Raw genomic sequence first — 25,441 nt, 5'->3', positions numbered from 1 at the left:
TATGTCATCTACAAATATCGCATTATCTACCAACCACTGGCCATTATTAGCATCGCATACCATATAAAGCATAACAAAATCCTCTCCTTCTGCTAAATGCTTTGCAGAATAAAAAGCGAACCGCCGTAGCGATCCGCTTTCGAATAATTTATTTGAAAATAGTACTTAAGCACTGACTATCGCATCAAGGATGATTTCTACTCGCTTGTCTTTTACCTCATAGTAAATCTCCAAGCCTTTGCGTGTTCCTGATACAACATTAACAGCCTTCAATTTCGATAAATGCTGGCTAATTGTACTTTGTGGCATACCAAATTCTTCATAAAGAGAAGTTACATTTAACGGACCTTTTTTGATCATGGACTTTACAAGTGCAAGTCTTACAGGATGGGCAACTACTTTTAACATTTCAGCACTATCCTTAAATTGCTCAATATTCATTTCATTATCCCCTTTCCTTCTATTTATTTCTTTATTACTATACAATAATATCAAAAAAATACTAATCCCAAATATTCCCAAACGACTTTTTTCAATTTAATTCAGTTAGATACTACTTGATTTCTTCCTTAATTTTTATCTTTATATAATGCATCGTCAGCTTTACACATTAATTCTGTTGCATCATCTGTACTATCAGGATATGTTGCCACTCCTATAGAAATCGTGATATGTATTTTTCATCCATTCAGTAATTAAAACTTTGATGCATCCGAATTAATTAATGTTTGGTCGTATTATTGATATGCTTTTGCAATGAATAAAATCATAAATATTAGTAAAAATGAGTTGGTTATCAGCAAAGTTGCAACAAAAATCATAAAATAGCCGTTTTGGTCAACTTATGCTCCTTAATGTGCATACGACAAAAAAGATGGCTCAATAGGCCATATCTTTAGTAGGTTACATAATCGCATATTATTTGGTAGTTAGTCTACCTAATTTTAAAGGAAGATAAGCTCCTTTATTTTCTTTAAGCATATTATGTAAAGTACTATGAAAGATTTATAAAGAGTAGGTGAAAACATGGCATTAAATTCTAAACGTATTATTGGCTTCCCTGGCATGGGCATGGGCGGTTTTCCTGGCATGGGCATGGGTGGTTTCCCTGGCATGGGTATGGGCGGTTTCCCTGGCATGGGTATGGGCGGTTTCCCTGGCATGGGTATGGGTGGTTTCCCTGGCATGGGCATACCAGGTATGATATAACTTTCATTTGCAATACCTTATATCGATATAAAGATAATAATACGTATAATTTCCCTAAACTTTCTTAATAAAAATGAGTTGGCTATCAACAAAGTTGTAACAAAAGGCTAAAATAGCCGTTCTGGTCAACTTATGTTCTAATATGCATACAACAAAAAAGATGGCCCAATAGGCCATCTTTAGTAGGTTATATAATATAGTGGAACCTCGGTTAACGTTGTATTTTTTCGCTTTCTGTGATGTAACGGTATAAATACCTCACTTTTACATACCTAAGGATAGGAGCAACTGATATGTTTTAGACTCATAGAAGACATGAGCTGACGAAAAGTTTTTTCACTAGTCCTTAAGATGATAACACATCGTATATATACCTATTTCCATTGAACTACCCTCACCTACTCGCTAACGCTCCTTGAGGTGGGGGATTCCGTATCTTCTTCCTAGGAAGCGAAATACAGAGCCGTTCAACAGGCTTCTCATGGGGCAAATAGGGAGAGCTCCCTTTTCCCTGGCCCCATTAATATATTGGGTTAAATATTCTTGGAATGTCGTATAAGGGTCAGTTCCTCTCGTTTCATCCTCAATTTTTTAGTCGTTGTGACCAAATTGGATAAACAGGAATTCTCCCTCTTCAATCTCATTCAGAGTCTCTTCCAATCGACCTTCATTAATAAAGCTCATGGTACTTCGGCCTCCGGCAGCTTTATTGATAAATTGGACCCCATCTGTAAAAAATGGCGGAATCTGCTGTCCCCAGCCTTTTTTCAATCCCTGCTCCGGTTTGACGTCTTCCACGGTAGAATCCCCTGCTAAAAAGGAACAATTGTGGAACTCGACTTGGTCAGCATCCACATACATGGCCACCGCCTGGCCGACGACACTGCCTTTGCCGGCATTATTATTTCCTCGTTGATAATCTGCAGCCCGGCAAAAGGGGTGAGCCGGTCATGTTTGCCTGCCACACTTAGATGATAGCGGGGAACGATCAGACTCTGAATCTCAGAAGTACGGAAATATTTTAATAGCCCAGGAACATACGAGTAAAAACCATGGTGATCCAACCCGCGGTTGGCAACCAATGTTTCTGCATCGACCATGCCCGTAATATCGGTGCAAACCTTCACCCGCTCATCAAGAGCAGACAGCCACTAGGCCATTAGACCACCCATGGACATACCTAGTGTCGCAATCCTTGAAGTATCTACATCCTCTCTCGTTTCTAAGTAATCGAGAGCGCGGATATTATCAAAGATCATCCTACCCCACATGACCTGCCCTTTCCAAAGCAGTTCTTTAAAAATTTCACTTTCCGTCTTGCCGCGTCTCTCGCCAAAACCAAGCATATCAATACCAAAAACACCATACCCCATGGAAGTTAGCTGCTCGGCATAAGAGGTGGGCTGAAGATAGACACTGCTTTTGGATCATCTCGGTTTTCCCGACAGAATATTGCCCCCAGTGTGAGTGGTTAAATAACACAATCGGAAGCCGCCCGCTAGCTTCCTTCGGCCGGGCAAAATAGGCTGGAACTCGCTCATTCTCATATGGCTCCAACAGCAAACATTCCAGGACGTAATTTCCTTTATCCACTTCGCTTACTGCTGTGACTTCGAGAAAATTGCTATTGGGCAGATCACCCAATAGCGAAAATAATTTTTGACCCTTCATATCTTGTGATTTCATTGTATTTTCTCCTTAAAAACGAAAGGTAAAATTAGTTTGAAATCGTCACATTTTTTAAAACAACCATTGGATCATTGGTGAGCGGATGCTTGGTGCGGCATCCCGTTACTTCAATGTCCTCCCCATTTTCCACGTAAAATGCAGGGCCTTCATGGTTCGATACTGTTACTTGATTAAATCGGATATCCCTGACATTGGAACAGAAGAATCCACGCTGTTTCATTGGTTCAAGTTCTGCCATCATAGCCGGCATCCCAGGCTCAGCATTTTCTGCCATAGCAACCGACACTTGATCAAACGTAATATCCTCCACATACATTTCCGCCAATCCATATAAAAATCCGGCAGCCGCACTTACTTCACGGGCAGTAATGTTGGAAAAATGAATCCGTCTAAATGCAGGAGTTTCTTCTGTAATTGGGTATGGATTCTTATCCCATACATATTTGTCTTTTCCACGTGGCCCGCAGAAATAGTAAAGGTTGGCGATAAACGGACAAATCACACCATTCATGACAATATTGTTTACCCGTACATCCTCTACTACGCCGCCGCGGCCGCGTCTTGATTTCAAGCGGATGCCCCGGTCCGTTCCTTCAAAGACACAGTTGCTTACCGTCACATTACGGATATCTCCGCTCATTTCACTGCCCAGCACCACTGCACCATGGCCGTGGATCATCGTACAGTTGGTGATAGTAATATTCTCACATGGAACTCGTTCAGCCGTATCCTCAGTTCCAGCTTTAATGGCAATACAGTCATCGCCTACGTCAATATGGCAATCCGAAATTCGGACATTACGGCAGGACTCAGGGTCAATTCCATCCGTATTTGGAGAATTGTCCGGGTTGACGATGCTAATATTGTGAACCGTGACATCTTCACAGCAAATCGGGTTTACGGTCCAGCTTGGCGAGTTGATCATTTTCACCCCAGAAATAAGAACATGCTGGCAGTGATCAAAGCTGACTAGCTTTGGTCTTGGATATTCATTTTCTTTTCTGCGGAAAATGTCCCACCAAAATTGTCCATTTCCGTCCAATGTACCCCTGCCGGTTACAGAAATATTTTCAGCATTTTCAGCATAAATGCAGGAGGCATATACTTCTCTTTTGACACCCTCCCAGCGGGATTCCACAACCGGGTATTCGTTTACGTCGTTACTAAACAGCAGAGTTGCACCTGCATCTAAATAAAGATTCACATTGCTTTTTTAAAATCACAGCTCCAGTAAGGAAAGTGCCTGCCGGAACATAAATAGTACCTCCGCCGGCCTCTGAACATGCTTCGATGGCCTTTGCTATAGCTTGTGTATTTACCGATGTTCCGGTCACTTACGGCAGCAAAATCCCTAATATTATAGATACCGGATGCAGAAGTTACTTCCATTTCATTTCCTCCTCGTTGTCTTCCAATATTTTGTATGAAAAATAATTAAGGTCAGCATGTTTTTACGTTCCGAGTAAATCCTGAACGTCAATCCTTTAACAATACTAATTTATTTAAAAACAGGAACAGTCCCTCCTTCAGGTTAAAAAGGAAGGACTGCCTCTTAATCTTGTTATTATTTATTAGCCTTTTTATAAGCTTCTTCGTATTCTTTCCTCATTTGGTCGCCACCTGATTCTTTCCATTTTCCAACCTCAGCGTCAAATCCTTTTTCATTGATTTCACGATTGCTTCTTGAACAGTTTGATAAGCGCCGCTGCAATCTTTGGCTACGGTGATTCTTAAGGATCCTGACCTGCTTTGAACTGTTGTCATTCTCACTTCTCCCTTTATCAGTTATCGTGGGGGCGTTCGCTCCTACTTCTACCATCCCCATAAATGTATATAAAACCTTTTCCTATGCAGCCATAGGAAAAGGTTTTTATAGTCAATCTTATAAAAGACCGGATTTTTCATCCTGGAATTGGACAATAGCTGGAATAAAGCTTTGTAATGACTTAAGGAGCTCCTCTTGGCCGCGTTTCTTGTCGCCAAGAATTTCACAAGTAAGTCAATCAATGCTGTACCGTACCAGCCAACGGAACGTCCCCAGAATTCCGGTGAACATCCTGTTTCAGGATTTGCCCAAGGCTGTACTTTTTTCTCATCCCATGCATGATAAAGGAGGCCGGTTTTTTCTCTGTGCTTGCTTTTTCATCGGTTCCGCCTCCACCCCATGCTGTTAGAAACGTAGTAGATGCCACGAAAACATTTCAATATGTTACCGCTTTCTTAATTTTAATAGAGTTTATTTATTATTCAATGAAGGTTTTATCAAAAATCTTCATTCAGTCTATTAAGTTAATAAATGATTATACTTTACGGTAATGATTATAGGATGGAATAAAGAAATCCTACTCTAAACGCAACTATTCTGAAAGCTTTATCTCATTATAGGCCATAAATAGCGGTGCCACACCATGCCCGTTGTTATCCACTACTTTTTCGCCATGGATATAATACGCAAAGCTGCCATCTCGTACAACTCCAGTATCGGGATGTGTTCCGAGACCTGCACTCGCGCATATACCTCCTATTAACACTTCCCCATTAACCTCCCGTACATACTGTTGTACGGTACCTTCAAATGCCCATTTACCGTATTTAGCGTATTCCTTAGGCAAATACCCGAGCCGTACACCCTTTAAGATGGCATATGCTAACATTAAAGTTCCACTGGATTCCAGGTAATTTTCAGGATAGTTTCCCTTATCCACTACCTGATACCACATGCCGCAGCTATGTTGATAAGTCAGCATGTCTTCCACCGTTTCCTTCAAAAGCACCTTTAATGGTTCCGATTCCACAGGCTCTCCTTCAAGTAATTCAAGTACATCAGCCAATGCCATAACGAACCAGCCCACCGCACGTCCCCATACACTCGGAGAAAGACCGGTCATTTTGTCACACCAAAACATTTCACGGCTCTCATCATAGGCATGATAATACAAGTGTTTCTCTTCGCTGTATATAAATTTTCGCACATTCATAAACTGATTTAGTGTATCAGAGTAATCCTTAATCTCTTCAAACTCCTTAATAAATTGCACTAAAAACGGTTGTCCCATATATAGCCCATCGAGCCAAATTTGATTTGGGTAGTTTTCTTTATGCCAAAAACCTCCAGATTCTGTTCTTGGATAGGTTTTTAGTTGACCATAGATCTGATCAAGCACCCTTTTGTATTTCGGATCCTTCTCTTTTTTATAGAGCGTAAAAAGGACGGACGCCATTCGGATCTGATCAATACTGTAGTAACTCAAATCAATTTCAGGGATATTCCCGTCGAGATCGTACAGACCATCTATGAAATTCTTAACAAAATCGTATTCTTCCTCGTTACCTGTTTGTTCATAGCTATCCAAATATGACTTTAAAATACAAGCCTCAATGTAATGCCATCTTAACGAGTACCATTTTTCTTTGGACCTATATTGTTCCTTGAGTTTATCTATCATTGGGTATGTCATCGTAGTATCCTCCTACATCATTTTTCTAATTAGTTTATTTTTTTCTGAAGATCCATTTGCCCTTTTCCTTGATAACCTACACTGTTATTTCCAAAACATTTTTCATAAGGAAACCCTGTTAATTGTTCAATAACTTCCTTCGTCTTTGACGAAACATTTTCCATTCTTCCACCATTATGAATTCTATCTATTTCTGCTAAAACTATCTGATGTGTTTCATGGTTTAATTTCATCTTATTTGAAAAATAAACACCTATAATGGCTAGACCGGCAACGCCAATGATTAATATACCTAAAATAGCATTAATCGCAGATTCAGGTTGAATATTAGCACCTGATTTAAATCCATAGTGTGACAATACCAAGCCCAAAATCGAAATGACGCTCGCCCGGACAAGTTTACCTGCCATTGTCATTGCACCTGCATATACTCCTTCACGCCGACGGTTTGTAACCACTTCATCAACATCGGCCATAAAAGTATAGACCGACCATGGGATATAATAAACGCCACCGGTTCCAATACCAAACAGGACTGTAATTCCGATAATCAACCATGTTAAATTCTGAATATGTAAAAAGTAAACGGCAGAATATAAAATAACTGCTAGAATAACCACACTTAATGCCCATATAAAGGGTTTTGTAAACCCTTTTTTAACACATATTGCAATAAATATAGCTGTAGAAATTAACTGTAAAATACTGCTTAAACTATTCATTCCAGAAACAAATTCTGCTGGCCTCTGTAAAACAAATACTACAAAGTAAGTAAATACAGCTGCAAACAACCACTCAGCACCAAACCCAAAAAGGTACATTCCCATATGGTGCCTGAAAGTTCTTATTCTAAAGGTTGATAATATATCAATGAATAGTTTTTTAATACTTTCCCAAGTGTTTCCAACAAATTCCGTTTTAACTTCCTCATATGGTCTTTCCCAAGAATTAAAGTACAGAAGTGTTAAAGACACCATCATAATGATACTATAAACAAGCCCTGTGTAAAAAAATGACAATGGCGAGTCTTGACCTAAAGAACCAATAAAGAAACCCGGGATGGCTGCTGCTAAAAAGTTTGCAATTTTCCCGAACACAGCCTTTGAACCTGTAAGATATGTCCTTTTATTAAAGTCAGTTGTCATTTCTACAGCCAACGTTTCATAAGGAATCATGACACTGTTATAGATGATTTCAAACGCAACATAGGTTGAGAGATAATACCAAAAATTCATATGATTTACCCAAAGCATTGGGTACACAAGCATCAAAGGAATACCAATCATAATAAAGAATCTGCGGCGCCCAAATTTTTTCCCTAATTTTGTTTGGTAAAAGCCATCTGTCACAAACCCCATTATAGGATTTAAAATGACATCCAGATAAGTTGCAACTGAAAAAATTAACGTAGCTTCAACAACAGATAATCCGCAAAACGTAGTATAAAAGTAAAGTAACCAAACACCACTAATTGCTAACGCGCCACTGCCTAATAAATTCCCACTTCCATAAGCAAACTGAGTAACCCAAGTAATCTTTCTCGGCCTATTCTTTTTCATAATAACCCTCTCTCCTGAACGTCAATGATCAATGAATCCGCATACATTTCAACTAAAGTGAAAATAAATAAAACTAGATATTTATGCCCTGAAAAATGGCTCCACAAGTTTGCCAAGTATTTACTTACTGATCCAGCCTTAGCTTAGTTAAAGCAAATTGGCAACTACCATACTTGCAAGAATAAAGGCTTCAACGTCGTGTAAATGATTTTCCGATGTAAGGAGGGAAACATCATATTCATAGTCTCCCACAGATGTTAGGATACAGATTCCTTTCATTTTCCAAGCTTCCTCGTCACATACAATTGTCTCATCTTGAAAAACGTTTTTATTTTTCATTGGTAGGTAATACTTGCTAAGCGTTTTCATTTTTCGTTATTGGGTAACACTTCATCATTCCTCCTCTTTAATTAATATTTCCTATAAAGAAATTCAATTTACTATTTGGAAATTGAATAACCTGATTATATATAACAACATTGTAAATTTCAATAGATAACTCAAAAAAGAAATCTTTAAACAATATCGTGGAACAGGAGCATCGTTTTATTAAGAAAAGAGTACACTCCTTGCTGGAATTCGAAACGTATGGAACTGCTACTTCAATAGTACGTGGCATTGAAGCCATGCATATGATGAAAAAAAGGCAAGTTCACCAAGGGGTGAAATCTGTCCAAAATCGAAAAGAATTCATTGATAAACTGTTTGGCATTGCATCATAATCCGTAAGTTAGCAGGAAATTCATGTCCTATGTTTTTTTGAAATCATCTTTGAACCAGAACCCTTTTTATTCAGTGTCCTGGAACCGCCAATTCATGTTTGCCTCCCAATCGCCATTGACAAGGTATAGATTAGATTATAAGATGTTAACGTTAACATAACAATTAAAAAATTTTCTGACAGGTTGCCTACATTTAAGATTTAGGAGCTAATTTCATTGTATATCATTATGTTAACGTGTGCATATACTAAAATGATTCTGTTTCAATATTGTAAAGGGGGCATGAAGGATGGAAAAAATGATAACGATTTATATAGCAAGTGATTCAACTGCTGCTATCAAATTGCCGGACAAGCGTCCAGAAACCGGGTGGGGTGAAGCCTTCCAACCATACTTTAAAGAGAATGTAAGGATTGAGAATCGGGCACTCAACGGCAGAAGTACCAAATCTTTTATAAAGGAAGGTCATCTAGACGAGATTGCGAACAGCATTCAACCTGACGATTACTTCATTATTCAATTTGGCCACAATGATCAAAAAATAGAAGATCCCGAAAGAGGAACGCAGCCTTTTGAAGACTATCAAAATAACCTCTTGAAATATGTGGAGGTTGCCCGCCGAAAGAACGCCTATCCCCTCTTATTCACGCCCGTCACGCGGCGAAAATGGGATGGAGACAAATTGGATCCCCTGTCCGTTGGTGAATTTCCAAAAGCTATGCTCCACTTTGCGAAAAAAAACAATGTGCCTGTCTTAGATATACATAAACGGTCCCAGGAATTTATGAAAGCGATCGGCAAGGAGGAATCGGCTTCCTGCTATTTACATTTAGCCCCTGGCGAATCCAAAAACTATCCTGATGGAATTACTGACAACACCCATTTCAATGAAAAAGGAGCCAAAGCGGTCGCTCAATTAATTGTTAACGCGATTAAAGAAAGCGATCTCTCTTTAAAAAACCTACTAAAATAGCGGAAAGTAGCCTTTTTGTTGATACCCTTGTATCTTAGCAATTCGTGCTTATGACTTGGATCAATCCTCTTTAGAAGTTTGTGTATCCGCTTATAATAATATCAATTTACTAATATTCAATTTGCCATTAAAAAGTCGTTCCCTGACTATATTTCATTCTTAACTACTGTATCAGCAGGAATCGCTAGTTTTTTGGGAGATGATTTTTCTGGCAAAGGGATTAAAATAAGTACCTTAGGTTGCTACGTTACTATCTCCAGCAGTGTTTTAGCAAAGCGTAAAGAGGCATTGGATTGCTTTCAATGTCCGATTTAAACCTTTTTAGGGAGTGAATACTTTGGAGGAGTCAATTGTCCAACAAACCTATAATAAAAATCAGAAAAATTCCTTTAAGGTTCTCATAGGGCTATATAAAGGAAATTACTTAAGAATATTTTTTTCTGCAGTCTTTTTTACGATTAAACATATCCCTGCTTGGGTCATGCCAATTGCAATCGCTAATGTCATCAATGCTGCTACTAAGCAGGACGGAAATGGGATTCGTACCATTTACTTGAATGCGATTATTATGCTCATATTAGTGCTGCAAAATATTGTAACGAATTATTATCATACCAAACTGCACAGTTATGCTATTCGGAGTGTAGAATCAGGATTATGTGCCTCCCTTATTAAGAAGTTACAAGAACTTTCGATACCCTATCAGAAGGAGATGCAATCAGGACGGCTTCAATCTAAAATTATGCGAGATGTAGAGGCTGTCCAGACACTTTCTGCACAGGTTTTTGTCAGCGGTTTAAATATTCTCGTCAATCTAATAGTAGCATTGGGAATTACTTTCTATAATAGCCCGATTGTGTTTTTATTTTTTCTGTTAACTGTACCTATATCAGCCCTGATTATTGTGATCTTCCGTAAAAAAATTAAAACCTCTAATTCAGAATTTCGTCAAGAAATGGAAGAAACATCTGCCCGTGTGATTGAAATGATTGAATTAGTTCCCATTGCACGATCACACGCGCTAGAGAAACAAGAGGTGCGGCGATTAAATCATCGATTTCAACAAATTTTATTAAAAGGGTTTCAATTAGACATTATTCAATCATTATTTGGTTCCGTTAGCTGGGCTTGTTTTCAACTTTTTCAAATCATTTGTTTAGTATTTACCGGAGTTTTGGCTTATCGCGGTTCTATTACTCCCGGGGAAGTGGTGATGTATCAAACATACTTTACTACAGTAGTAAATTCAGTTTCTAGTATGATAACATTAATCCCTACTATTGCTAAAGGACTGGAATCTGTAAACTCCATTGGCGAGATTTTAACTGCTGGAGAGGTAGAAGCTCACGAAAACAAGCCAAAGCTTAATCAAGTATATGGAAACTTTTCTTTACAACACATCAGTTACCGCTATCCACATACCAATCAAAATATCCTCCATAATTTAAACTTAGAGGTTAGACAAGGGGAAACCGTTGCTTTTGTCGGGGAATCCGGTTCAGGTAAATCAACAATACTAAATTTACTCATTGGATTTATTCAACCTACTGAAGGAAACATTCTTTTAGATGGAAACGATATGACCTCGATTGATTTAAGGTCCTTTCGAAATCACTTAGCAGTGGTTCCCCAGGCAACGATTCTATTTTCTGGAACCATTCGCCAAAATATTACCTATGGCATGCCTTCTGTTACAGAAGAAGAGCTAGAAAGAGTTTTAATAGCTGCAAATTTATGGGATGTCATTAAGAAACTCCCTGATGGCTTGGATACGAAAATTGGAGAACACGGGGATAAACTTTCCGGCGGTCAGCGACAAAGGATATCTATCGCGAGAGCATTGATACGGAATCCAAAGGTGATTATTTTAGATGAAGCCACTTCTGCATTAGACAGTCATTCTGAGAGAAAAATCCAGAAAGCTTTAGACATTTTTATGTCAAGGCCGGACTACTTTTATTGTGGCGCACCGTCTTTCAACGATCCGTAATGCTGACAAAATCGCTGTCATCGAAAATGGGCATTGTGTAGAGTTCGGTACGTATGATGAATTACTGACTAAAAAAGGGAAATTTTATGAGTTAAAGCAACTTCAAATGTAAATTTACCTAATAGGTTATAAATTTCTGTTTTTTTAAGAGAAAACAAATCCCTTCTATGTAGACGGTATGTTTTTTCATACTGTCTACATAGAAGGGATCATGCACTGGATCCTACCAGTTAGAATCAGATTCCAGCCGCCTCATGAACTCTTCTGCAGCACTGTATCCTTGCTGCTTCAGCAGCCAGTTATTTGCCGCAGCTTCAATTAACCCTGCCACATCACGACCAGGTTGGAGCTGAATCTCAATATGGGGAATTTGAACGCCCATATACTCTGTAAATGTAGGTTCCTGCTCCAATTCATTATTCAGGGAATTTTTCTCCCATTTTGTTAATTCAATATCGAGCGCGATCCTCGTCTCATCCTGAAACGCTTTTCTTCCATATAAGCGGACCACATTCAACAGCCCGACACTGCGCAGGGCAAGAAACTCCTTCGTTTTCCCATCATGAGTACCGAGAATCGTTCGTGGACTGAGCTTTTTCAACACGACAAGATCATCAGCCACTAGCCTATGACCTCTACCAATCAATGTGTGTGCCGTTTCGCTTTTGCCAGCACCTGATTTTCCTCGAAGTAAAATGCCGATTCCATACACATTGACACAAACTCCGTGGATTGCGATTTCTGGAGCTAGCGTTTTTATCATATAAGCATCAAGTCTCGTAATAAATTCAGAAGTCGTTTGCGGTTCATTTGTACATAACAACGGAATTCCCTCTTCTATACAATACTGAGTCAAATACGTTAGCCCTTCTTGCCCAGCGGTAACGATAAAGCAAGGTGGGTGGTATTTGACAATATTACCTATTCGCAACTGACGCTCCTCTCTGCTTAACTTATGCAAATACGTAATTTCCTTTCTTCCAAGTATTTGAACACGTTCAGTTGGAAAAAAATCAAAGTGGCCAACGAATTCCAACCCCGGACGATGAGACTGTGGTTGCGTAATTGTTTGTTGTAGTCGATTTTCCCCGGCTAATACTTTTAATGCAAACTTGCGAACTAAATTTTCAACAGTTAATACTTTCATGTCTATGGCACTCTCCGTCCTTAATCATTCCCTGAATCTTGATTATACTGAAAAAAAGAAAAAGTTTCCTTAGTATTTATCACCAAACTGCTTAGCTGCATCGCTATTATTACCTGATATAGCCTTAATTGTTCCTTCTATACTTTTTTTACGAGAGCAGCTATTCCTAAAATAATAACCCCACTAAAGTATTTCTTTCAATCTAAAACTGACTAAAACACTACATTTCTCCATAAACTAACAAAAATGATTCGAGGTGAGTAAATGGGATTCTTTAGCGTATTCTATAACTGGCAGGTCCAAAGATATGAAAAACATAAGTCTGAAATGCAATCACTAGGCAAATGTCCTGATTGCAGAGGGAAAGGGATGATTTCCGTTGCTCCTGCATTCAACGATGTTTATATCTCTCCCTATGAATGCTCTAACTGCAGTGGGAGTGGTTTATATTCTGAATGGATTGGACGTACTTAACGTGTAATCCATCGCTATCCCGACAGCAACAATCCGTTTGGAACACCTTTCAAAAAAATAAGGGTCCTGCTATTTTTGCAGAACCCTTCAATCAATTTTGAGTATTCGGTGCAGCTTCTACGATTGTATGTTTGATGGCTTCCCTTTCCTCTGTTAGCTAGCTTTCGTCTACTGAAATGTTTCACTAACAGGCTATATGCATCCCCTATCTCATGAATCGGTTTCCCAGCTGCAGTAATTTCCTTTTCTACAGCTAGGAAATTTCCAATAAATACAATCTTTGCACCAGAACCTAAGAAGCTTTGTTTTTATTATAAATATCAAACGCAACCGCTGCCAATAGGACTAAGCCCTTGATACCTTGCTGCCAGTCAATTCCTAAGCCAAGCAATGACATACCATTATTCATAATCCCCATTACTAGTCCGCCAATAATAGCACCCGCAACCGTACCAATGCCTCCATAAGCCGATGCTCCGCCAATGAAGCAAGCAGCAATAGCATCTAACTCAAATAAGTTTCCAGCTTTCGGTGTTGCAGCATTTAAACGGGCCGCAAAGATAAGTCCAGATAGAGCAGCTAACACTCCCATATTTACAAATACCCAGAATGTGACACGCTTTGTTTTGACCCCTGATAATTGTGCTGCTTTTTCATTTCCGCCAATCGCATACACATGACGGCCTGCTTTTGTTTTATTCGTAACAAATCGATATGCTACAATTAATACAGCTAGAATAATTAAGATATTTGGAATCCCTTCGTACGTAGCAAGAACGTAGGCAAACACATTTATAATAGCGACAATGGCAACAAGTTTAAGTGCAAATAACCCTGTTGGCTGCACAGCAAAGTTGTATTTTCTTTGTGTTCGTCTGCTCTTTATTTCATTGAGCACTAGAATTACAGATAATATAACGCCTAGGACAAGAGTAAATACATGAATTGTACCTCCGCCGAACAAATCAGGAATGAAACCGGAGCTTATTTTTTGAAACGACTCTGGAAATGGAGCAATCGACTTTCCCTCGAGAACAATCATCGTTAATCCTCGGAATAAAAGCATCCCAGCAAGTGTTACGATAAAGGATGGAATTTTGACATAAGCTACCCAAAATCCTTGCCAAGCTCCAATGAGAGCACCTACTAGCAACGAAATAATGATAGCCAGAGCCGGAGAAACTTGGTGATCAACCATTAAAATAGCAGAGATAGCTCCTACAAACGCAGCGATTGAACCAACTGATAAATCGATATGACCTGTAATAATCACGAGTACCATTCCAATAGCCAATACTAAAATATAACTATTTTGCAAGATTAAATTCGTAATGTTTAATGGTCTTAATAAAATCCCATCGGTTAAAATTTGGAAGAGAAGCATAATAAAAACAAGTGACATAATCATACTATACTGTCTCATGTTGTTCGCAAGCATTTTGGTTAACGGTTTTGTATTTGTTCCCCCACCCGTACCCGTGTTATTTTTAAATACCTTTTCAATGAATGTTTGCATATGTGTCCTACCCCCTAATCTTGCTCTTTGTCATATACTTCATAATCCGTTCTTGAGTCGCTTCCGCACCATTCACCTCACCAGTAATTCGTCCCTCGCTCATAACATAAATTCGATCACATATTCCTAGAATTTCAGGGAGCTCAGAGGAAATGACTAAAACTCCTTTTCCTTCCATTGCTAATTGATTAATGATGGTGTATATCTCATATTTTGCACCTACATCAATGCCACGGGTCGGCTCATCCAAAATTAAAATATCCGGTTCGGAGAAAATCCACTTGCTTAATACAACCTTCTGTTGATTCCCACCGCTTAAATTTCCTGTTTTTTGATAAATACTTGGCGTTTTTATTTTCATTTTCTCTCGGAAGCGCTCAGCTTCCATAACTTCTTGGTTTTCATTTAGGATAAATTTATTTGATATCTTGTCTAAGCTTGCTAATGATATATTCTTCTTAATATCATCCATTAAGATAAGACCATTTCCTTTTCTATCTTCTGTCACGTAAGCTATACCTTGACGAATCGCTTTGTTCACATCATCTAAATATATTTCTTGGCCATTTTTTAATGTTTGCCCGCTTATTTTCTTACCGTATGTTTTACCGAAGATGCTCATTGCGAGTTCTGTTCGTCCTGCCCCCATTAAACCGGCAATACCTACAATTTCACCTTTGCGGATATGAAAATTGATATTATCAAGCACTTTTCGATCCGTATGCAAAGGATGATATACATTCCAATTTTTAACCTCAAATATTGGCTCTCCAATTTTCGGTTCCCTCTTCGGATAACGGTTCGTTAAATCTCTCCCTACCATGCCCTTTATGATTCGATCCTCTGTAATGTTATCTTTTTTCATATCCAAAGTTTCAATCGTTTGCCCATCACGCAAAATTGTAATGGAATCCGCAACCTTTGATATTTCATTTAACTTATGAGAAATAATAATAGCTGACATCCCTTGTTTTTTAAATTCTAATAATAAATTCAATAGATTTTCACTATCATCTTCATTTAGGGCAGCAGTCGGTTCATCTAAAATTAACAACTTCACCTCTTTCGATAACGCCTTCGCAATTTCCACTAATTGCTGCTTCCCAACACCAATATTCGTAATTAACATATTGGGCGCTTCATCTAGTCCTACCTTTTGCAGCAATTCACGTGTCTGTACTGTTGTTTCATTCCAATTAATAACGCCGTTCTTTGCTTGTTCATTCCCTAAAAAAATATTCTCAGCTATTGATAAATAAGGGATCAATGCTAATTCCTGATGAATAATCACAATCCCTAATTCTTCACTTTGCTTAATATCTTTAAACTTACAGACATTGCCTTGAAAGAAGATATCGCCTGTATAGCTTCCATGGGGATATACACCACTTAGCACCTTCATTAAAGTGGATTTTCCTGCGCCATTTTCACCGCATAATGCGTGAATTTCACCTTCTTTTACCTTTAAGTTTACATTTTGAAGTGCTTTAACCCCTGGAAACTCCTTCGTGATATTCTGCATTTCTAATATAATTCCTGACATCTTATCACCACACCCTCAAAATTTGCTGAAATGATTTAGCGGTCATCATCCGATAACTACTAAATCATTTCATTCCAGACGATTTACGCTTTATTTTCCGAGCTCTTTTTCTGTGTAGTAGCCACTTTCTACTAATACGGATTTATAGTTTGCAGCATCAACAGACACTGGTTCTAATAGATAGGCAGGCACTACTTTCTTACCATTGTCATATGTTTTTGTGTCGTTTACTTCTGCTTCTTTTCCTTTTAATATTGCATCTACCATTGCAACCGCCTTCTTAGCTAATTCTCTTGTATCCTTAAATACCGTTTGTGTTTGCTCGCCAGCTATGATAGATTTCACGGAAGCTAGCTCAGCATCTTGACCAGTGATTACAGGCATTGGCTTATCTGCTTTTCCGTATCCAACACCCTTTAGAGAGGAAATAATACCGATACTAATACCATCATAAGGAGACAACACAGCATCTATCTTTTCAGTTGTATAGTGGGCACTTAATAAATTGTCCATTCTCGCCTGTGCAACTGCACCGTCCCAGCGTAATGTTGCGCCTTGCTCAAATTTCGTTTGGCCGCTCTTTACGACTAGTTTTCCAGATTCAATATACGGCTTTAATACTGACATTGCCCCATCAAAGAAGAAGTAAGCATTATTGTCATCAGGTGACCCTGCAAATAACTCGATATTAAATGGGCCTTTTCCGTCTTTTAAGCCTAATTTTTGCTCAATATATGAACCTTCCAGAACTCCTACTTTAAAGTTATCAAATGTTGCATAGTAGCTAACATACTTACTATTTTTAATCAAACGATCATAAGCAATTACTTGAATATCCTGTTTATTTGCTTTTTCTAGAACATCTGTTAATGCTTCACCATCAATTGGAGCAACAACTAAAACGCTTACACCCTTGGTAATCATATTCTCTATTTGGGATACTTGGTTCTCTACTACATCCTCTGCATACTGTAAGTCTGTTTTGTATCCCAATTCTTTAAATTCCTTTACCATGTTTTCTCCATCATTTACCCATCGCTCTGATGATTTTGTGGGCATTGAAATCCCTACAAAGCCACTATCTCCTCCACTAGCTCCTTTACTTCCCCCGCATGCTGCCAATGAAAATACTATGACTGCTAAAAGCAATACTGACAACAATTTCTTCATCTGTTTATCCCCCTTTGTCTCTATCATTTGCCCATCGGAAGTAACTTCCCTGATGTAACTTGAATATACCATCTCGTCATTTTTTGGTCTTTTTAATAAAATAACTCTTTTTATAAAAATTTAACTTAAATTAAAACGCTTTCAAAACTAAAGCTTAACCAATCCTGCCCAGCCCTCTCCCCTTCTTCAAGCAGCATTAGCTGGTAAGTTAGGGTAGACCATGACAAGGCTTAAAATAAAAAACAGACTGAATTTTCCGATTCAGCCTGTCCTCTAATCATTATCTAAATTATAAGTACCGTTTCATCTATCCAAGAACCGAACCTATATTCACAACATATACCTTTCATCCAACCATTTACCCATCGATATTGTGTGTGATTTTCCTATCAAGAGTTACCGTAAATTCTTTCCTAATCGGCTCGTCATATAAAAAGCCTGAGCCTTTTCGATACTGATTAGGTGATACCCCCATGACTTTTTTGAAGGCTGTACTGAAGTAATGCTGCGTGTCATAGCCCACCCGTTCAGCAATTTCAAGAATCGATAGGTCAGTATCATTCAGCAGCTGAATTGCCTTTTTCATTCGCAGCTCGGTAACCAATCCCACAAACGACCTCCCCAATTCTTGTTTGATCGTCCTGCTCAAATAAACAGGAGATGCCTGCAGAGACTGTGCTAACAATTCCAATGTAAGATCAGGATCAGAAAAATGGTCATGAATAAACTTTTTCGCACGACGAACCATTGGAGAAATACGTGACTCCTTATCAACCAACCCTTTACAACGTTGATAGAGTTCTGTAATTGCTGTCAATCCGTCTTGAATCGGTTCAAAGTACAGATTCACTGTAGCTCGCAAATATTCCTTAACTGCTTTTTCAATTTCAAATAGGGTATCCGTAGGCACATGTCCCCAAACACATACGATAATGAGTCCAGAATGATCGCAAAACAGGACTTTCTGAAAGGGCTGAAGCAATTCTGAGACAATGTTTTCAATAGAAAATAACAGCATTTTTCTATCATTTTCTTTCACTAGTGGTGTATTGGCATAAAATTCGTGACAGTGAATGATGCCAAATTGCTGCGGACATTTTGCAGGCAACTGTAAAAACCGAAGTTGCTCCAATATTTCTTCCTCTTTCATATGTCCTGCAATCCATTCCAAACAAAAGCGCTCTTGCAGCAACGGAAAATTTTTTGTAATTTGTGTTTCTGCCATTTTTAAATACTCATTCTGCTGTATTGTATCTTCTAGCTCTTTGCGTATGTTCTCCAGCACATTCTTTAATTGTTCAGGATTTGCCGGCTTAAGAATATAATCAGTAACATGTAGGCGTACCGCTTCTTGTGCATACGTAAATTCATCATGTCCTGTAATAATGACAATCTTACATTGCGGGTGCTTTTCTCGGAGATTCTTAATTAAGGTGATGCCATTCATAATGGGCATATTTAAATCGGCTAGAAGAATATCAACAGAATGCTCTAATGCAAGCTCTAACGCTTCCTCCCCGTCTTCAGCTTCTGCTACCACTTCCATTTGAAGTGCTTCCCAGTTTACTGCTTCACAAATCCCCTCTCGAATAATCGGCTCATCATCTGCAATTAACACTTTCCAAGTTTTCTGCAAGAATCTTCACTCCTTTTCCGTTCCCTCGATCCTCACTTCTCTCTAATAATCGGAAGAATTGCTGTGACTGTTGTCCCTTCCCCTTTTTCACTGTCAATGGATAAACCATAGGTATCACCAAACGTCAGCTTAATTCTAGCTTGAACATTCATCATCCCGTATCCTAAATTTTTAATCTCTCGATTCTCTTCATCCATATTAAGAGCAGTCGCTAATCGTTTTCGAAGAGCAGATAAAATTTCGCTCGGCATCCCAGATCCGTCATCGGTAACACGAATCATTAGTTGTTCATTATCCTCCTTAGCTTCTATAAGAATATGACCTGGACCCCTTCGCTCTTTAATCCCGTGATAAATAGCATTTTCTACAATCGGCTGTAATACGAGCTTTAAGACAAATATATCTTGAATATCTGGAGCAATAGCTAAGGTATAATTCAATTTATCCTTGTATCGAGCTTTTTGAATTTTCAAATAGCTGCGGATATGTTTTATTTCCTCCATAAAAGGAATGATATCGTTACCTTTGCTTAGTCCGATGCGAAATAACCTGGATAGCGATTCCACCACTTCAGCAATATCCTCCGCTCCTTTTTTACGTGCCATCCAATTAATTGTATCTAATGTGTTGTAAAGAAAGTGCGGCTTAATGTGAGCCTGCAGACTGCGCAGCTCAGCTTCCCGCTTTTGACGCTCTTGCAGTTCCGTCAGTACAATCAGCTTGTTGATTTGGGTTAGCATGTTATTAAAGCTGCGGCCCAACATCCCAATTTCATCTTGGCGATCCCCTTCATAGCGAATCATTAAATTACCTGCTTCTGCTTTCTGCATAAATGACATCAACTGACCGATCGGCCTTGCCATGGAAGACGATAAATAATATGACGCACCAATTCCAAACAAACAAACGAAGAAGACAAAACTAATGACGTAGAAATGAACTTCTTTTACTGCTAACGCTGATTCGTCCGAAGAAAACACTCCGACTGTCGTCCAGTTAGTAAAAGATGAATTCTGATAAATAAATTGCAGCTCATTCCCATTTACCTCTTTCGAAAATGTTCCGGATGCAGCCTCTCCTAGCCACTGAATAGGAATTTTGTCAATAAAGGGCTGTGTTGGGGAATAGATATTTTTTCCATTTTCATCAATTACTGTCAAATAACCTGATTTGCCTAAGCGAGCATCCTTAGTCGCTTCTGCAATTACTCTAAGCTTTAAGTCAATTAGTATGACGCCCTGCACTTGCTGCGTGTCAGGATCCAAAATAGCCCGTACAACTGATACCACCTCGTTATCCTTATAGTTAGCATGGCTGGTTATATTTCTATTAACCGGATGCCCTATGAATTTAGAAATTCCAGCATTTTTTATTGCCTCTTGATACCATGACTCTTCCGTAAGACTTTTCGAAGAGCGAGCATACATTTCATTACTAATATAGGCACCATTTTTATTAACTACGAGAATACCAGCTATCTCTGGATATAGGGTTGTAAACCCCTGTAAAAATTGCAGTGTACTATACTTATTATTTATTTCCGGTCCTTGCCTCTCGTCACCCTCTTCTAGAAAGCGCTTTATTTCTGGGTTAAATGAAATTAAATAACTAATATTTTGCATATTGCTGGCATAAAACTCCAAGGTTTTGTTCACTTGACCAATTAATTGAAAAGTATTTTGCGTTACTTGCCTCTCAATAATGCGCTCTACCGTCCATCCAGTTAGAAGTCCGAGTCCCATGGACGGGAGAATACTGATAACTAACAATAGACTAATAAGCTTATATCTTATAGGGAGGTTATTCATTTTAAATGACTTTATTCTTTTCAACTATTATCCCTCGTTTTCTCGATGCCTCACTTAGCATAATAATCTTCTACATTCTCTTTCGTAACTATAGAAATTCCAGTATCGACATAGACTGGCAATGCCAGTGCGTCTGAAATGCTCCCCTGTTGAGATGAAGCAAGATTATGATTAAGCTGAAATAAAAACTGCAAGGACCAGTATCCCATCTTCCAGGTACCTTGAGCCAGCGTCGCAGATATTGTCCCGTTCTGTACCATATCAAGAGTATTCTTGTCTGTATCGAAGCTAATAATCTTCACCTGTTTATCAGATTTTACAGATTGCACGGCCTCTCCAACCCCAACCCCGCCATTAGCCTCAGTAGTAAAAATTCCTGCCAGGTCTGGGTATTGCTTTATGGCTTCCTCTGCAACTTGTTTTGAAACAAGCTGGTCTCCTCTTCCATCTTTTACGGCAACTACTTCTATTTGTGGATATTCTTTATAAATTGTCTCTAAAAATCCTTTCGTTCTTTCCTGATGGTTTAATTGATTCAGTAATGTCACAACAGATACTTTCCCTCTACCATCTAACAACTCTCCCATTTTATGAGCCGCGGTTACCCCAGCATTATAATTGTTTGTGCCTAAGAACGTATGCACTTTACTGGAAGAAGCATCCGAATCAAATAATACGACAGGAATTCCTGCATCTATTGCTTTGTTGATTGTAGCTGTTAATGCAGTAGGATTAATGGCTGATATGGCAATTCCTGCTGGTTTCTTTGCAATGATTTGTTCTAGTACTGCAATTTGCTCATGCACATCGTACTGCGTGGCACCGCGATACTCTACCGAAACATTCAATACACGAGCCGCATCTTCAAAGCCCTTCAGAGCAGTTTTCCAATAATCAATCCCTGCTAAGAATGTAACCATGACATATCTTTCGCTAACCTTGCCCCGAAGCCCATCTTGCGGCTGATTGGAGGAGCTAGAGGCAAATTCTTTTAAATGATAGTTATATAAATAAGAAAGAAAGCCAGCAAACAAAAAAACATAGATGAATAATAGCTTTTTCACTAAATGAAACCCCTTTCAAAAAATTCATCTACTAATATTCGTTTCTAATAGCAACCTATTTTACCGATCCACTTCGTTTGATTTACATTAACTAAGAACCTGCTTAGAACACTTCGTCAACATTCAATACCCTTTCAAAAATCCTGTCAATCAAGACATTCCCTTGATTAATACGTATTAATTTCTCTGAATTAACTGTTCCTTCAAGGATTATCCTACATCTATAAAAACTTGTACGTACAAAATATTATAATCAAAAAAATCAGAAAAAGAAACAACTTCCCCATTTTACTAGTTTATTCTCTTCCCCAAATGAACATTTTTAACCTAGTCAAGTGACTTCTGGTTTATCGCTTTTTGATTTATAAGCTTAATGCTACTTTCCCTTTTCCATAACATTCTTCTCTAATAGCAACCTATTTTACCGATCCACTTCGTTTGATTTTACATTAACAAAGAACCTGCTTAGAACATTTCCTCGACATTGAATACCCTTTCAAAAATCCTGTCGATCAAGATATTCCCCTTGACTCATGCGTATTAATTCTTCTGAATTAACTGTTCCTTCAAGGACTATCCTACGAATATAAGAACTTGTACGTATAAAATGTTGTAATCAAAAAAATCAGAAAACAGCAAAAACCTGGGATAAGCATATTTTTTCTCCTACTTATGTCCCAGGTTCGATAATTAACAAAACAGCGCCTTGTGGCAATATTTTAGTTGTTAAGATACAGAATATGAATGATTTAGGGTTAAGACGAGTTACAAGATGTGTTAATACTACTCGCTTGTTTTTTCAATTAATCCCTCTACTGCTTCCTGTAAGGATGTTTTTGCAGTCATTTGCGTACGATTAAAATGTGCATATCCTGCTTGTGTATAATCCCATTTCCCAACATACCCGATTGGATTCAATTTGTCAGTATTGTTCAAAGCTGCTGCTTCTGTCTCATACTTCTTACCCTGTGCACTGTCATATTTATCTGATTCATAGGTGTATCCTTTAATTGGATCTACACGTAAATTATCAATAAGGGTTTCATAATAACCAGACCCCAGCGTAACTCTTCCAGCCATTGCAGTTGAATCAACGTCGGTATAAGCAGCGATTTCTTTTCCATCCAAATAAAGTGTAAATACATTTTTTTTCGCTTCAAACGCTAAATTATGCCAAACCTTGTTATTGAAGCCTTCAATCGTTCCACTGTTTACAACTTTCCCAAGCTTAAGAATTTCGTATCTTCCATCTGAATATACACGTGCATTATATGGCGCAGGGGAATCTGCTCCACCGGCTTTCACTTGTCACACCCCAATTAAGGCATAATTACTTCTTCCTGCTACTTCAGGTGTATGCGTATCTATTGAACTACCCCCACCTACTCGCTAACGCTCCTTTCCCACAAGGGGACTTCCGTTGGTCGAAGGTGGGAGATTCTGTATCCTCTTCCTAGGAAGCGAAATACAGAGCCGTTCAACAGGCTCCTCATAGGGCAAATAGGGAGAGCTCACACTTTCTTGTATGAGACAAAGTCACCGAGGTGACCTTGTCTCATACAAGTAGTGATAGTTGCTTCTCTTTTTTCACCCTATACGTGTTGCGATGTTCTTGCACCAATGCACCCACCATTCTGGAGCTCAATCCTTCTGGCTTTTGCGGCAAAATGATGGTGATGCAAGAACAGATGATGCCATTCCAAACGAAGTCAGGCTTCCCTTTCTTCTAACCAAACTTTTGGTACATACTTCTGCAACATATCACGTTCTGCTTGTGTCAGCCCATAGTTACAAATCTCCTTGTTGAATAATGGATAAGATTGGCCCGATACATGATAGAATATGTGCGAACGAAGTACGCTGAATGCCTTCGTCAAAACACTCCATTGCTTCCAGTGGTGCTCCCCATCCTTGCGTTCTGTATAGGCTTGCAGTCCCTTTGGCACCTGTTCCTTCAAGTTCATGCCGCGCCTGCCAATGACGTAGGACGCTGCTTGATGGATCGAAATATGCATCTGTTTCATATACTTCATCTTCCCGATCTGGCTTGTAAAGGCAGGATTCACCTCAAATACAGCGACTCCCATTTTGGCAGCTCGGCTGTGAATGCCATCCTGCATCTTTTTATAGGCAAACAGGCTCATTCTTCGATTTTGCTTCCGATTGCGGTAACGTCCGGCAGACTTGGAGAGGGTTGTATCCAATGCTTCTAACACAATCGGCTTCTTCCTTTGAACGGCGATGTCCACCAAACGAATCGCTTCTGCTTCTAGAATTTTTGTGATTTGTCCGCTTCGTTTTCCTTCTAAGGAAAAATAGAGACAAGAGGAGGAAAGTAATTGTCCTTGTCCATTCACGTTGGAGAAGGCAATATGATTGTAGTTGACGTCCACACCGATGACACCATCTGCTTTTGCGTGATTGAGATGAGGATGTTCTGGATCTTCTACGATACATTTGATGATATAGTACGTATCATGGTCTTCGATTGACCACCCCATTGACTGGCCATACTTCTTTTTATTTTGACAGGAAAGCTGCGCAGCGATGGATTCTTGCACCCGGTCTTGTCCATAAGGAACATACACATACGGAAGTACAAGCGCTCGCCCCGTGGTACTTCTGATATGTAAGGTTTGGCTTGGCGCATCATATTGGAACACAAAGTTCCCATACTTCGCATCCTTCCGTCCAGAGATGGTCATCTTGGCGTTCCTTTTGTAACGGAATGCATGTCTCCACGCCGCATGACCCTGTTGATCCTTACGCATTGTATATTGCTTACGAAAGAAGGAACGAGAGCCGAACAAAGCCGAAGGAATCTCTCGCCTTAGTTTCTCCTTTTTCCGCTCCTGCCGAAGGAGACGATGCCGGAGTTGTCCGATTCTTGCCTTGAGACGTTTGAGTTCTTTATCTATATGCTGATGTTCAAACAGGTAGAGGGAGAACCAAACCTGTGTCTCGTTCTTACGATGAAGCGCATATACCGCACCGGAAGCTGTTTGATGCACTCGATACCCCATTCGCTTATGCAATTTCGGTTTTCCATCCACAATCGATTGCTTCATGTTTCGCAATGTGGTTAGCTTGCGGCGTTCGTTTTTTAATTTCTTTTGAATCGATTGCACGACACTGTCTACCTGTTTGACATACAACGCTTGTAGTTCCTTTTGAGAGGTACGAAGAGCATTTGCTTGTTGGACTGCGCTATTAGTATAGTAATCATCCAGTTGAAATCGTTTCTTAATCGCAAGGTGAAGAGTGCCTTCATACGGCTTGTTCCCCGTGCGTAGATGTTTTGTTTGCCAAGCATAAGCCGTGCGCATGGCTCTATTATAGAGGCGGAGAGAATGAGAGAGTTCCTGATTCAAATCGTGGGGGATTGTGTGTCTATAGATTCGATTGGAAAAATAGCACTTCTTCATTCCTTCCTTCTCCCTTCTGGTTCATTTTGGTAATTATATATTACCAAAAGAACATACG

Annotated in this window: 21 protein-coding genes and 3 pseudogenes; 3 read left to right on the top strand and 21 right to left on the bottom strand. The window is 39.1% G+C overall.

From position 1 onward, the window contains the following. Positions 1–165: 165 nt before the first annotated feature. From AAHB12_RS17865 to AAHB12_RS17815, 12 genes and pseudogenes are all read right to left on the bottom strand, one after another. On the bottom strand, positions 166–441 hold the full coding sequence (locus AAHB12_RS17865; protein ID WP_129728871.1) for an ArsR/SmtB family transcription factor: 276 nt from the start codon (positions 439–441) through the stop codon (positions 166–168). Positions 442–569: 128 nt separating this feature from the next. Next, complete coding sequence (locus AAHB12_RS31870) at positions 570–665, bottom strand: hypothetical protein (RefSeq protein WP_446715581.1); 96 nt, start codon at positions 663–665, stop codon at positions 570–572. Between the two features lie 1,135 nt (positions 666–1,800). Further along, a complete protein-coding gene (locus AAHB12_RS17860) occupies positions 1,801–2,007 on the bottom strand; it encodes a hypothetical protein (protein ID WP_342046286.1) in 207 nt (68 codons plus the stop codon). A 353-nt stretch (positions 2,008–2,360) separates the two neighbouring features. Beyond that, entirely contained in the window at positions 2,361–2,582 is a 222-nt protein-coding gene (locus tag AAHB12_RS17855; RefSeq protein ID WP_342046285.1) for a dienelactone hydrolase family protein, read from the bottom strand. Then, positions 2,557–2,895, bottom strand: a complete 339-nt coding sequence (locus AAHB12_RS17850; protein WP_342046284.1) for a hypothetical protein — start codon at positions 2,893–2,895, stop codon at positions 2,557–2,559. The genes AAHB12_RS17855 and AAHB12_RS17850 overlap by 26 nt, the downstream gene beginning before the upstream one ends. Before the next feature lie 31 nt (positions 2,896–2,926). Beyond that, positions 2,927–4,287, bottom strand: a pseudogene (locus AAHB12_RS17845) (glycoside hydrolase family 28 protein). 216 nt (positions 4,288–4,503) lie between these two features. Continuing rightward, positions 4,504–4,662, bottom strand: a complete 159-nt coding sequence (locus AAHB12_RS17840; RefSeq protein ID WP_342046283.1) for a hypothetical protein — start codon at positions 4,660–4,662, stop codon at positions 4,504–4,506. A gap of 48 nt (positions 4,663–4,710) precedes the next feature. Further along, a pseudogene (locus tag AAHB12_RS17835) lies at positions 4,711–4,965 on the bottom strand (glycoside hydrolase family 88 protein); the annotation flags it as partial. Further along, on the bottom strand, positions 4,902–5,090 hold the full coding sequence (locus tag AAHB12_RS17830; protein WP_342046282.1) for a hypothetical protein: 189 nt from the start codon (positions 5,088–5,090) through the stop codon (positions 4,902–4,904). The pseudogene AAHB12_RS17835 and the gene AAHB12_RS17830, both read right to left, overlap by 64 nt. A 165-nt stretch (positions 5,091–5,255) precedes the next feature. Further along, positions 5,256–6,356 (bottom strand): glycoside hydrolase family 88/105 protein, encoded by a 1,101-nt coding sequence (locus AAHB12_RS17825; RefSeq protein WP_342046281.1) that lies wholly within the window; start codon positions 6,354–6,356, stop codon positions 5,256–5,258. Positions 6,357–6,385: 29 nt separating this feature from the next. Further along, a complete protein-coding gene (locus tag AAHB12_RS17820; RefSeq protein ID WP_342046280.1) occupies positions 6,386–7,915 on the bottom strand; it encodes an MFS transporter in 1,530 nt (509 codons plus the stop codon). A 147-nt stretch (positions 7,916–8,062) separates the two neighbouring features. Further along, complete coding sequence (locus AAHB12_RS17815; RefSeq protein ID WP_342046279.1) at positions 8,063–8,194, bottom strand: hypothetical protein; 132 nt, start codon at positions 8,192–8,194, stop codon at positions 8,063–8,065. A 224-nt stretch (positions 8,195–8,418) separates the two neighbouring features. On the opposite strand from AAHB12_RS17815, the pseudogene AAHB12_RS17810 reads away from it, so the two are divergent. The 3 genes and pseudogenes from AAHB12_RS17810 to AAHB12_RS17800 all read left to right on the top strand — a co-directional run. Beyond that, positions 8,419–8,637, top strand: a pseudogene (locus tag AAHB12_RS17810) (DDE-type integrase/transposase/recombinase); the annotation flags it as partial. A gap of 289 nt (positions 8,638–8,926) precedes the next feature. After that, on the top strand, positions 8,927–9,610 hold the full coding sequence (locus AAHB12_RS17805) for a rhamnogalacturonan acetylesterase (RefSeq protein WP_342046278.1): 684 nt from the start codon (positions 8,927–8,929) through the stop codon (positions 9,608–9,610). A gap of 337 nt (positions 9,611–9,947) precedes the next feature. Beyond that, positions 9,948–11,600, top strand: a complete 1,653-nt coding sequence (locus tag AAHB12_RS17800) for an ABC transporter ATP-binding protein (protein WP_342046277.1) — start codon at positions 9,948–9,950, stop codon at positions 11,598–11,600. 223 nt (positions 11,601–11,823) lie between these two features. On the opposite strand, the gene hprK is transcribed toward AAHB12_RS17800, so the two are convergent. The 9 genes from hprK to AAHB12_RS17755 all read right to left on the bottom strand — a co-directional run bounded on the left by hprK (position 11,824) and on the right by AAHB12_RS17755 (position 25,383). Beyond that, positions 11,824–12,747 (bottom strand): HPr(Ser) kinase/phosphatase, encoded by a 924-nt coding sequence (gene hprK / locus AAHB12_RS17795; RefSeq protein ID WP_129728870.1) that lies wholly within the window; start codon positions 12,745–12,747, stop codon positions 11,824–11,826. 766 nt (positions 12,748–13,513) lie between these two features. After that, positions 13,514–14,659, bottom strand: coding sequence for a multiple monosaccharide ABC transporter permease (gene mmsB, locus AAHB12_RS17790; RefSeq protein ID WP_342046316.1), 1,146 nt, complete (start codon positions 14,657–14,659; stop codon positions 13,514–13,516). 85 nt (positions 14,660–14,744) lie between these two features. Next, complete coding sequence (gene mmsA, locus AAHB12_RS17785) at positions 14,745–16,280, bottom strand: multiple monosaccharide ABC transporter ATP-binding protein (RefSeq protein WP_342046276.1); 1,536 nt, start codon at positions 16,278–16,280, stop codon at positions 14,745–14,747. Positions 16,281–16,370: 90 nt separating this feature from the next. Then, positions 16,371–17,450, bottom strand: coding sequence for a multiple monosaccharide ABC transporter substrate-binding protein (gene chvE / locus AAHB12_RS17780; RefSeq protein WP_342046275.1), 1,080 nt, complete (start codon positions 17,448–17,450; stop codon positions 16,371–16,373). Between the two features lie 358 nt (positions 17,451–17,808). Beyond that, positions 17,809–19,086, bottom strand: coding sequence for a response regulator transcription factor (locus AAHB12_RS17775; protein WP_342046274.1), 1,278 nt, complete (start codon positions 19,084–19,086; stop codon positions 17,809–17,811). A 32-nt stretch (positions 19,087–19,118) separates the two neighbouring features. Then, a complete protein-coding gene (locus AAHB12_RS17770) occupies positions 19,119–20,894 on the bottom strand; it encodes a cache domain-containing sensor histidine kinase (protein WP_342046315.1) in 1,776 nt (591 codons plus the stop codon). A gap of 50 nt (positions 20,895–20,944) precedes the next feature. Next, the gene (locus AAHB12_RS17765) at positions 20,945–21,958 is read right to left on the bottom strand and encodes a substrate-binding domain-containing protein (RefSeq protein ID WP_342046273.1); all 1,014 of its coding nucleotides are present in this window, start codon (positions 21,956–21,958) and stop codon (positions 20,945–20,947) included. Between the two features lie 783 nt (positions 21,959–22,741). After that, a complete protein-coding gene (locus tag AAHB12_RS17760; protein ID WP_342046272.1) occupies positions 22,742–23,263 on the bottom strand; it encodes a hypothetical protein in 522 nt (173 codons plus the stop codon). A gap of 404 nt (positions 23,264–23,667) precedes the next feature. Further along, entirely contained in the window at positions 23,668–25,383 is a 1,716-nt protein-coding gene (locus AAHB12_RS17755) for an IS200/IS605 family accessory protein TnpB-related protein (protein WP_342046271.1), read from the bottom strand. Positions 25,384–25,441 lie beyond the last annotated feature (58 nt).

This window comes from Bacillus sp. OTU530 (genome assembly GCF_038440375.1).
The sequence above is the reverse complement of the archived record's forward strand: the minus strand, read 5'-3'. Positions and strand labels throughout refer to the sequence as shown.

Coding starts and splice junctions, on each gene's coding strand:
- AAHB12_RS17855 (WP_342046285.1), bottom strand. CDS start 2,582: ATGGGGTATGGTGTTTTTGGTATTGATATGCTTGGTTTTGGCGAGAGA.
- AAHB12_RS17865 (WP_129728871.1), bottom strand. CDS start 441: ATGAATATTGAGCAATTTAAGGATAGTGCTGAAATGTTAAAAGTAGTT.
- AAHB12_RS17770 (WP_342046315.1), bottom strand. CDS start 20,894: ATGAATAACCTCCCTATAAGATATAAGCTTATTAGTCTATTGTTAGTT.
- AAHB12_RS17755 (WP_342046271.1), bottom strand. CDS start 25,383: ATGAAGAAGTGCTATTTTTCCAATCGAATCTATAGACACACAATCCCC.
- AAHB12_RS17850 (WP_342046284.1), bottom strand. CDS start 2,895: ATGAAATCACAAGATATGAAGGGTCAAAAATTATTTTCGCTATTGGGT.
- hprK (WP_129728870.1), bottom strand. CDS start 12,747: ATGAAAGTATTAACTGTTGAAAATTTAGTTCGCAAGTTTGCATTAAAA.
- AAHB12_RS17825 (WP_342046281.1), bottom strand. CDS start 6,356: ATGACATACCCAATGATAGATAAACTCAAGGAACAATATAGGTCCAAA.
- AAHB12_RS17815 (WP_342046279.1), bottom strand. CDS start 8,194: ATGAAAGGAATCTGTATCCTAACATCTGTGGGAGACTATGAATATGAT.
- mmsA (WP_342046276.1), bottom strand. CDS start 16,280: ATGTCAGGAATTATATTAGAAATGCAGAATATCACGAAGGAGTTTCCA.
- AAHB12_RS17820 (WP_342046280.1), bottom strand. CDS start 7,915: ATGAAAAAGAATAGGCCGAGAAAGATTACTTGGGTTACTCAGTTTGCT.
- AAHB12_RS17805 (WP_342046278.1), top strand. CDS start 8,927: ATGGAAAAAATGATAACGATTTATATAGCAAGTGATTCAACTGCTGCT.
- mmsB (WP_342046316.1), bottom strand. CDS start 14,659: ATGCTTGCGAACAACATGAGACAGTATAGTATGATTATGTCACTTGTT.
- AAHB12_RS17840 (WP_342046283.1), bottom strand. CDS start 4,662: ATGACAACAGTTCAAAGCAGGTCAGGATCCTTAAGAATCACCGTAGCC.
- chvE (WP_342046275.1), bottom strand. CDS start 17,450: ATGAAGAAATTGTTGTCAGTATTGCTTTTAGCAGTCATAGTATTTTCA.